This is a genomic window from Bradyrhizobium sp. 2TAF24, assembly GCF_052115025.1.
Taxonomy (GTDB): Bacteria; Pseudomonadota; Alphaproteobacteria; order Rhizobiales; family Xanthobacteraceae; genus Bradyrhizobium_A.
Genome location: NZ_JBFRFW010000046.1, coordinates 1 through 8,188 on the forward strand (window position 1 = coordinate 1; position 8,188 = coordinate 8,188).

Consider the following 8,188-nt stretch of genomic DNA (forward strand, 5'->3'; position numbering starts at 1 on the left):
TTCTCGATGAACGGCGACCTCAATGCCGGCAAGGGCAAGAAGACCTCGCTCGTCACCTCGCCGCCGCAGTTCACGGTCGATCGCTATGGCAACGTCACCAAGGCGCCGGTGACGCCGCAGACCGGCGCCGGCATCGCCACGCTGATCGGTGTGCCCGGCGTACGGCCGGGTGACGTCGACCTGTTCGCGCCGCACGGCATCATCGATGCGGGCGACGCCGGCATCCGCGTGTCGGGCAACGTCACGCTGCAGGCGCTGCAGGTCGTCAACGCCGGCAACATCCAGGTGCAGGGCAATGCCACCGGACTGCCGACGGTGCAGGGGCCGCCGGTCGGAGCGCTGACCGCCGCCAACAACACCACGGCGGCGAACCAGCAGGCGGCGCCCGCCGGCAACGAGCGGCCGTCAATGATTATCGTCGAGGTGCTCGGCTATGGCGGTGGCGGCGATGCGCCGGAGCCGCCGGCCGGCAAGCGCCGGCAGGAATCCGACAACTCGGGGCAGGATCCCGCAAGCCCCGTCCAGGTGATCGGGGCGGGAGAACTGACGCCCGCCCAACGCCAGCGACTGACGGCAACGGAGCAGCGCAATTTCAGCCGGCCCTAGGACGAAGAGGATCGCTTGGGAGGTCCCGCCGCCGATGGCGCGGGCCCCTCGGCGGGCGACGTCATGTCGTTGGCGACGCGCACGCCGACGGCCTAGTTCCTGATCGCGTAGAGCGGCGTTCGCAGGGTCAGCTGGCAGGCCAGTTTCGGGGTCCAGGCGAACTGAGCGGTCAGGCCGAACAGCCGATTGTCATTGTCGTCCATGCGATCGAGGTCGATCCGTGCGACCGGCTGCGTGAATGCCGGCAGCGAAATCACGTTGAGCAGCCGCGCGCCCTCGAAGGCTTGAACGCCGACACGCCCGATGAGCTTCCAGTTGTTCGACCACTGGTAGTAGCCGCCGACATAGCCGATGGTATTGGGGTTGACCTTCGCCAGTGCACTGTCGACGTTGATCCGGGTATACTGGATGCCGGCCAGCAGACCTCTGGTCTCGTCCTCGTTCAGTGCATAGTCGAATTCGAGCAGCGTGTTGAACGACGTCGCCGGCAACGGAGCGTTCGGCACTGCGGTCGTCACCGTCGTCTGCAGCGTGATGGTCGGGATCATGCCGCCGTTCTGCTTGACGAGGTCTGCCTGAAACCCGACGTTCCAGCTGTTGACCACGAGGGTCGACCAGCCGGACGGGCCGGCCTGCGATGTGCCGGCGCTGATCCCGCCGTAAACCGAAATGCGGTCCGTGACGTCGACGGTCAACGGGACGTCGACCGTGACGCTCTGACTCGCCGGCGAAGCCAGCGCCGGATGAGCCGTGCCGGGTGGAAACGTCGGGAGGTTCTGGATGGTCGTGAGAAACGATGAGCCGGCGAGGCCGATCGCCAGCGCGTTGGCCGGCTGCGTCGCATAGGTGGTCCGGAGGTCGAGATAGATATTAGGCACTGTCCCGGCCGGCTTGCGGGCTTCCTCTTCGCGATCTTCCGCGAGAACAGGACTGCTCAGCTTCAGCGTGAGGAGCGCGCCAAGCAGCAGGGCTGCGGCCGCTCTCCGCATCACGAGCATGGGACGTTTCAAGCCATGGGCGTTCACAGGGGCAGGGCTCCCGTTGCCTGCCGAGGAGAGCAGCCCGTGATCGATAAGACAAGACGCTTTTCGGACGCGTTTCCTGTCGTGAGCGGGCGCCGATCCAGCCTGAAAATATTCCTGGTGGGTATCGGGCACGCATCCTACGCGCCCCCGGCGATCGCCTGATCTGCGTTGCCGACGCCGAAGATGGCCGGGCATTTGCGGACAGGGCTCTGCCGCCCTGTCCGAAGATATCTGGTTGCTATTGCGCGGCCTGAAGCACGTCGACCGGAGCCGTCCGGATGAGATAGTCGAACGCCGAGAGCGAAGCTGTGGCGCCGTCTCCCATGGCGATGACGATCTGTTTGTACGGCGTCGTGGTGGCATCGCCGGCGGCGAACACCCCGGGCAGCGTGGTCCGGCCGTGCGCATCAACTTCGATTTCGCCGCGGGCGCTCAGCGCCACCGTTTCCTTCAGCCAGTCGGTGTTGGGCACAAGGCCGATCTGGACGAACACGCCGTCGAGGTCCAGCCGATGAGGCTGGTCGTTGTCGCGCTTGGCATAGGACAGGCCTGTGACCTTGCGGCCATCGCCGTGGATCTCCGATGTCCGTGCCGAGGTGATGACGGTCACGTTGCGCAGTGTATAGAGCTTGCTCTGCAGCACGGCATCGGCGCGCAGGTTGGCGTCGAACTCGATGAGCGTGACATGGGCGACGATGCCTGCGAGATCGATCGCCGCCTCGACCCCGGAGTTACCGCCACCGACCACGGCCACGCGCTTACCCCTGAACAGCGGGCCGTCGCAATGCGGGCAGTAGGCGACGCCCTTGTTGCGATACGCGTCTTCACCGGGAACGTTGAGTTGCCGCCAGCGCGCGCCGGTCGACAGGATGATGGTGCGCGACGTGAGATGGGCGCCGCTCGCCAGCTCGACCTGGACCAGGCCGTCTGGATCCGCGGACGGGATCAGGCGCACGGCGGTCTGGCCGCCCATGACGTCGACATCATGGGATTTCACCTGCTGCTCCAGCTCGGCGGCGAGCTTCGGTCCCTCGGTGTGTGGCACCGAGATCAGGTTTTCGATGGCCATCGTGTCCAGCACCTGGCCGCCGAGCCGCTCGGCGACGATGCCGGTGCGGATGCCCTTGCGCGCGGCATAGATGGCGGCTGCGGCGCCGGCAGGCCCGCCGCCGACCACGAGCACATCGAACGCGGCTTTCCCGGCGATCTTTTGGGCCTCGCGCTCGACGCTGCGGGTATCGAGCTTCGCCACGATCTCCGCGAGGGTCATGCGCCCTTGTGCGAAGGGCTCGCCGTTGAGGTAGACCGAGGGCACGGCCATCACCTGGCGCTTTTCGACTTCGCCAGGGAATAGCGCGCCGTCGATGGCCACATGCCTGATCCGCGGATTGAGCACGCTCATGATGTTGAGGGCCTGCACGACGTCAGGACAGTTCTGGCACGACAGCGAAAAATAGGTCTCGAAGCTGTAATCGCCGTCGAGATTCCTGATGGTCTCGATCAGCTCGGGCGTTTCCTTGGGCGGATGGCCGCCGACCTGCAGCAGCGCCAGGATCAGCGAGTTGAATTCATGCCCCAGCGGCAGGCCGGCAAAGCGCACGCTGATGTCCGTCCCGGTCCGGCGGATGGCAAAGGAAGGCGTGTGGACGTCGTGCTCATTGGGCGCGAGCGTGATCGCGTCGGAGAGGGAGGCGATGTCCTCGAGCAGGCCTTTTAGTTCGGCGGACTTGGCGCCATCGTCGAGCGACGGGATGAGTTCGATCGGCTGCGTGACCCGCGCCAGATAAGCCCGAACCTGATCCTTCAGCGATGCGTTCAACATGTCTCGGCTCCTGGGAAGTCTTGAAGGACGTCTTTCGCGTCATCTGACGCAAGATCAGCGCAAAGGGTGCGCGGTGCGCGCACCGCGTTGGCTCGGGCCGGCTGCGAAGCCGGCCCGACTTTCGGATTTGATTGCGATGGATCGCGAGGCGAGACGCCTCAGCCGGTCAGATCTTGCCGACGAGTTCCAGCGACGGCGCGAGGGTCTGCTCGCCTTCCTGCCACTTCGCCGGGCACACCTCGCCCGGATGCGCTGCGACATACTGTGCCGCCTTGACCTTGCGCAGGAGCTCCTGCGCATCGCGGCCGATGCCGCCGGCGGTGATCTCGACGATCTGGATCTTGCCCTGGGGATCGACGACAAACGTGCCGCGATCGGCGAGGCCGGCTTCCTCGATCAGGACGTCGAAGTTGCGGCTGATGGTGCCGGTCGGGTCGCCCACCATCGGATACTGGATCTTGCCGATCGCCGGCGAGGTGTCGTGCCAGGCCTTGTGGGAGAAATGCGTGTCGGTGGAGACGCTGTAGATCTCGACACCCAGCTTCTTGAACGCGGCATAGTTGTCCGCCAGGTCTTCCAGTTCCGTCGGGCAGACGAAGGTGAAGTCGGCGGGGTAGAAGAAGACCACCGACCACTTCCCCTTGAGGGTCGCTTCGGTCAGGTCGAAGAATTTTCCATTCTGGTAAGCCGTTGCTTTGAAAGGCTTAATTTCGGTATCGATCAGAGACATTGCATTTCCTCTTGCCGCTGCGAGGTGGTCGCCGCGGGATCTTCCGCACATGCGTTTCGCAAGTGCACAATTTCAACCTAAGCCCCGAATCCAATCGATAAAAGATCAAAATAGCGATTGCATAGATCGATTTTTCCGATAACAGCTCGCGGTATGCGGACGACCCCGACATTGCGCCAGCTTCGCTTTTTGGTTGCGGCCACTGACCGGTGCCATTTCGGGCGCGCCGCCGAGGATTGCTTCGTGTCCCAATCGACATTGAGCGCGGGTATCCAGGAGATGGAGGAATTGCTCGGCGTCCGCCTGCTCGAGCGCACGCGCCGCTCGGTTGCGCCCACCGCGATCGGAAAGGAGATCGCCGAGCGGGCGCGGGAGGTTCTCAGGCACGTCGAGGATCTGACCCATGTTGCGAGGGCAGCCTGCGAGCCCATGTCCGGGCCGCTGCTGCTCGGGATCATTCCTACGATCGGTCCGTTTCTGGTGCCGCGGGTCATGCCCGGGCTGCGCGAGGCTTTTCCGAAGCTGAAGTTCTATCTCCATGAGGAGCAGACAGTGCGGCTGCTGGAGCAGCTCGATGCTGGCGAAATCGATGCCGCGATCCTGGCGCTGCCTTATCCGCTGAGCGGCGTCGAGGTCATGGACATCGGCCAGGACCCGTTCCAGGTGGTGCTTCCGTCCGACCATCGGCTGGCGCGGGCCGGGGTCGTCGGCCTGCAGGATATCGCCGCCGAGGATGTTCTGCTGCTCAAGGAAGGACATTGCATGCGCGACCACGCGCTCGCGGCCTGTTCGCTCGAAGGTGCGCGCCGGAACACCGCATTCCAGGGCACGAGCCTCTATACGCTGGTCCAGATGGTCGCCAATGGCCTCGGTGTCACCCTGCTGCCGCAGATGGCGCTGGATGCCGGCATTCTGCGCGGCCTTCCGGTGTCGGCGCTGCCGTTCGAAGGCGAGACGCCGTGCCGGCGGATCTGCCTGGTCTGGCGCCGGGCGGCGGGACACCGCGAAACATGTGAGAACCTCGCCAACGCCCTCAAGGGCATGTGGCGCTAGCTAAGAAATGTCGTAGGGCAGGATGCCGCGCCGGTCGCGGTGGACCGTCAGGCGGCTCTTGAGCGGCGGCACGGCACGCTGCGGACAGTTGGCGCGCTCGCAGATCCGGCAGGAGATGCCGATCGGGTCGTACGCCGTCTTGCTGGTGAGATCGAGGCCGTCGGCATAGACGAAATCACGCGCGTAGGAAATCTCGCACCCCAGCGTGATGGCATAGCGCGGTCGCGGCGTGCCGAAGCCGCCGCCGCCCTTGGCGAGCTCCGTGGCGATGCACAGGAAGCGCACGCCTTCCGGCGTTTCGGCAAGCTGGCGGATGATGCGGCTCGGTGACTCGAAGGCCTGGTGCACATTCCACAGCGGGCAGGCAGCGCCATAGCGGGCGAACTGCAGTTTGGCGGCGCTGTGGCGCTTGGTGATGTTGCCGGCGCGGTCGACGCGGGCGAAGAACACCGGCACGCCTTTCTGTCCGGGGCGCTGCAGGGTCGAGAGGCGGTGCGCCACCTGCTCGAGGCTGGCACCGAAGCGAGTCGCGATCAGCTCGATGTCGTGGCGCAGCTCCTTCGCCGTGAGCAGGAACGGCTGGTAGGGCAGCATCGCGGCGCCGGCAAAATAATTGCGGAGGCCCGCCTTGCAGACGTCGAACGCATCGGCGGTGCGGAAGTCGGCGCGTCGGGCAATCGCCTCGATCTGCGCTTCGTGCTCGATCGCGGCGATCTGGAACGCCATCTGGAAGCTGCGCGTCGCCGCCGGCAGATAGGGATTGAGGAACAGCGTGCGTGACGACGGATCGAAGCGCCGCAGGATCTCGTCACCCGGTTCGGTCCTGCGGATGCGGACGCCGTGCCGGGTATCGAGATAGCCGGCGAGCGCGCCATGGGCGTCGGTGTTGGGAACGTCGAGGGTGCCCGCGAGCTGCTCGGCCGCGACATCGAGCTCGTGCACATAATTGTCGACGAAATGGAAGAAGTCGCGGACTTCTTCATAGGGCGTCGGCTCGGTGGCCCGGCTGCCGATATGGTCGTCGAGGCTCGCGAGCTGCTCGCTGTTGCGCCGGTAGGCCTGATGGCAGGTGAGCAGGGCCTGGGCGAAGCTCGGCGCGTTCTGGGCGACGAGCTTGAGCTCCTGGAAGCTCGGCGAGTGGGCGGAGAACACCGGGTCGGCCAGCGCTTCCGACAGCATCGACAGCAGGCGGTCGCTGTCATTGGTCGAGATCGAGCTGAAGTCGACGCCGAACCGCTCCGCCAGCAGCAGAAGAACCGAGGCTGAGACCGGCCGCTGGTTGTTCTCGATCTGGTTGAGATAACTCGTCGAGATGCCCAGCCGCTCGGCGAAGGTCGCCTGGGTCAGCTTCGCGGTGTCGCGGATCTCGCGAATCCTGCGCCCGATATAGAGCTTGCCGGTCTGCATGTTTGCAATTTCGCAATTTGCGTATCGCAATTTTGTATCATGCGCATGTGTGCCTTTTCAACCCTTTCCGGCGTGTGACAGGGCCCGTATCAGGTCGGTTCCGCCCGGAAGTGAGCGCGCGGGCCTGTTGTAGCCGGAGGTCAAACTTATGCTTGAGGTGCTGGAGAAGCTCGAGGCCCGCCGCGCCGGCGCCAAGCTCGGGGGCGGGGAGAAGCGCATCGAAGCGCAGCATGGCCGCGGCAAGCTGACGGCGCGCGAGCGCATCGAGCTGTTGCTCGACAAGGGCTCGTTCGAGGAGTTCGACATGTTCGTCGAGCACCGCTCGGTCGAGTTCGGCATGGAGAAGAGCAGGATCCCCGGCGACGGCGTCGTCACCGGCTGGGGCACCGTCAACGGCCGCAAGACCTTCGTGTTCGCTAAGGACTTTACGGTGTTCGGCGGCTCGCTGTCGGAGACCCACGCGCTCAAGATCACCAAGCTGCAGGACATGGCGCTGAAGGCGCGGGCGCCGATCATCGGCCTCTATGACGCCGGCGGCGCGCGCATCCAGGAGGGCGTCGCGGCGCTCGCGGGCTATTCCTACGTGTTCCGCCGCAACGTCCAGGCCTCCGGCGTCATCCCGCAGATCAGCGTCATCATGGGGCCRTGCGCCGGCGGCGACGTCTATTCGCCGGCGATGACCGACTTCATCTTCATGGTCAAGAACACCAGCTAYATGTTCGTCACCGGCCCCGACGTSGTGAAGACCGTGACCAACGAGGTGGTGACGGCCGAGGARCTCGGCGGCGCCAGCGTCCATGCCACCAAGTCCTCGATCGCGGATGGCGCCTACGATAACGAYGTCGAGACGCTGCTGCAGATGCGCMGSCTSATCGACTTCCTGCCGTCCAACAACGCCGACGGCGTGCCGGAGTGGCCGAGCTTCGACGACATYGARCGCACGGAAGACTCGCTCGACACCCTGGTGCCGGACAACCCCAACAAGCCCTACGACATCAAGGAACTGATCCTCAAGGTCGTGGACGAGGGCGACTTCTTCGAGATCGCCGAGACCTTCGCAAAAAACATCGTCACCGGGTTCGGCCGCATCGCCGGGCGCACGGTYGGCTTTGTCGCCAACCAGCCGATGGTGCTGGCCGGCGTGCTCGACAGCGATGCCTCGCGCAAGGCCGCGCGGTTCGTGCGGTTCTGCGACGCCTTCAACATCCCGATCGTCACCTTCGTCGACGTTCCCGGCTTCCTGCCGGGCACGGCGCAGGAGTATGGCGGCCTGATCAAGCATGGCGCGAAACTGCTGTTCGCCTACTCGCARTGCACGGTGCCCCTCGTCACGGTGATCACCCGCAAGGCCTATGGCGGGGCGTTCGACGTCATGGCGTCGAAGGAGATCGGCGCCGACATCAACTATGCCTGGCCGACGGCGCAGATCGCGGTGATGGGCGCCAAGGGCGCGGTCGARATCATCTTCCGCCAGGACATCGGCGACGCGGAGAAGATCGCCGCGCGCACGAAAGAGTACGAGGACCGCTTCCTGTCGCCGTTCGT

7 protein-coding genes are annotated in these 8,188 nt (G+C 65.2%); 3 read left to right on the top strand and 4 right to left on the bottom strand.

The genetic code is table 11. The features are described from left to right. Window positions 1-606 (top strand): filamentous hemagglutinin family protein (locus tag AB4Z37_RS32765; RefSeq protein ID WP_441520844.1); only part of this gene is annotated, 606 nt, incomplete at its 5' end. A gap of 92 nt (window positions 607-698) precedes the next feature. On the opposite strand, the gene AB4Z37_RS32770 is transcribed toward AB4Z37_RS32765, so the two are convergent. From AB4Z37_RS32770 to ahpC, 3 genes are all read right to left on the bottom strand, one after another. After that, window positions 699-1,604: a hypothetical protein gene (locus AB4Z37_RS32770; protein ID WP_441520845.1), complete on the bottom strand. Its 906-nt coding sequence runs from the start codon at window positions 1,602-1,604 to the stop codon at window positions 699-701. 265 nt (window positions 1,605-1,869) lie between these two features. Then, window positions 1,870-3,453, bottom strand: coding sequence for an alkyl hydroperoxide reductase subunit F (gene ahpF, locus AB4Z37_RS32775; RefSeq protein WP_441520846.1), 1,584 nt, complete (start codon window positions 3,451-3,453; stop codon window positions 1,870-1,872). 166 nt (window positions 3,454-3,619) lie between these two features. Continuing rightward, on the bottom strand, window positions 3,620-4,183 hold the full coding sequence (ahpC, locus tag AB4Z37_RS32780; protein WP_441520847.1) for an alkyl hydroperoxide reductase subunit C: 564 nt from the start codon (window positions 4,181-4,183) through the stop codon (window positions 3,620-3,622). Between the two features lie 153 nt (window positions 4,184-4,336). Between ahpC and AB4Z37_RS32785 the strand changes: the two genes are divergently transcribed. Then, the gene (locus AB4Z37_RS32785; protein ID WP_441520848.1) at window positions 4,337-5,236 is read left to right on the top strand and encodes a hydrogen peroxide-inducible genes activator; all 900 of its coding nucleotides are present in this window, start codon (window positions 4,337-4,339) and stop codon (window positions 5,234-5,236) included. Here AB4Z37_RS32785 and AB4Z37_RS32790 read toward each other — a convergent pair whose 3' ends face one another. Continuing rightward, the gene (locus AB4Z37_RS32790; protein WP_441520849.1) at window positions 5,237-6,643 is read right to left on the bottom strand and encodes a helix-turn-helix domain-containing protein; all 1,407 of its coding nucleotides are present in this window, start codon (window positions 6,641-6,643) and stop codon (window positions 5,237-5,239) included. A 148-nt stretch (window positions 6,644-6,791) separates the two neighbouring features. Here AB4Z37_RS32790 and AB4Z37_RS32795 point away from each other — a divergent pair. Further along, on the top strand, window positions 6,792-8,188 hold a 1,397-nt coding region (locus AB4Z37_RS32795), incomplete at its 3' end, for an acyl-CoA carboxylase subunit beta (RefSeq protein ID WP_441520850.1).

Excerpts from the sequence above, each read along its gene's own strand:
- AB4Z37_RS32770 (WP_441520845.1), bottom strand. The coding sequence starts at position 1,604 with ATGCTCGTGATGCGGAGAGCGGCCGCAGCCCTGCTGCTTGGCGCGCTC.
- ahpF (WP_441520846.1), bottom strand. The coding sequence starts at position 3,453 with ATGTTGAACGCATCGCTGAAGGATCAGGTTCGGGCTTATCTGGCGCGG.
- ahpC (WP_441520847.1), bottom strand. The coding sequence starts at position 4,183 with ATGTCTCTGATCGATACCGAAATTAAGCCTTTCAAAGCAACGGCTTAC.
- AB4Z37_RS32785 (WP_441520848.1), top strand. The coding sequence starts at position 4,337 with ATGCGGACGACCCCGACATTGCGCCAGCTTCGCTTTTTGGTTGCGGCC.
- AB4Z37_RS32790 (WP_441520849.1), bottom strand. The coding sequence starts at position 6,643 with ATGCAGACCGGCAAGCTCTATATCGGGCGCAGGATTCGCGAGATCCGC.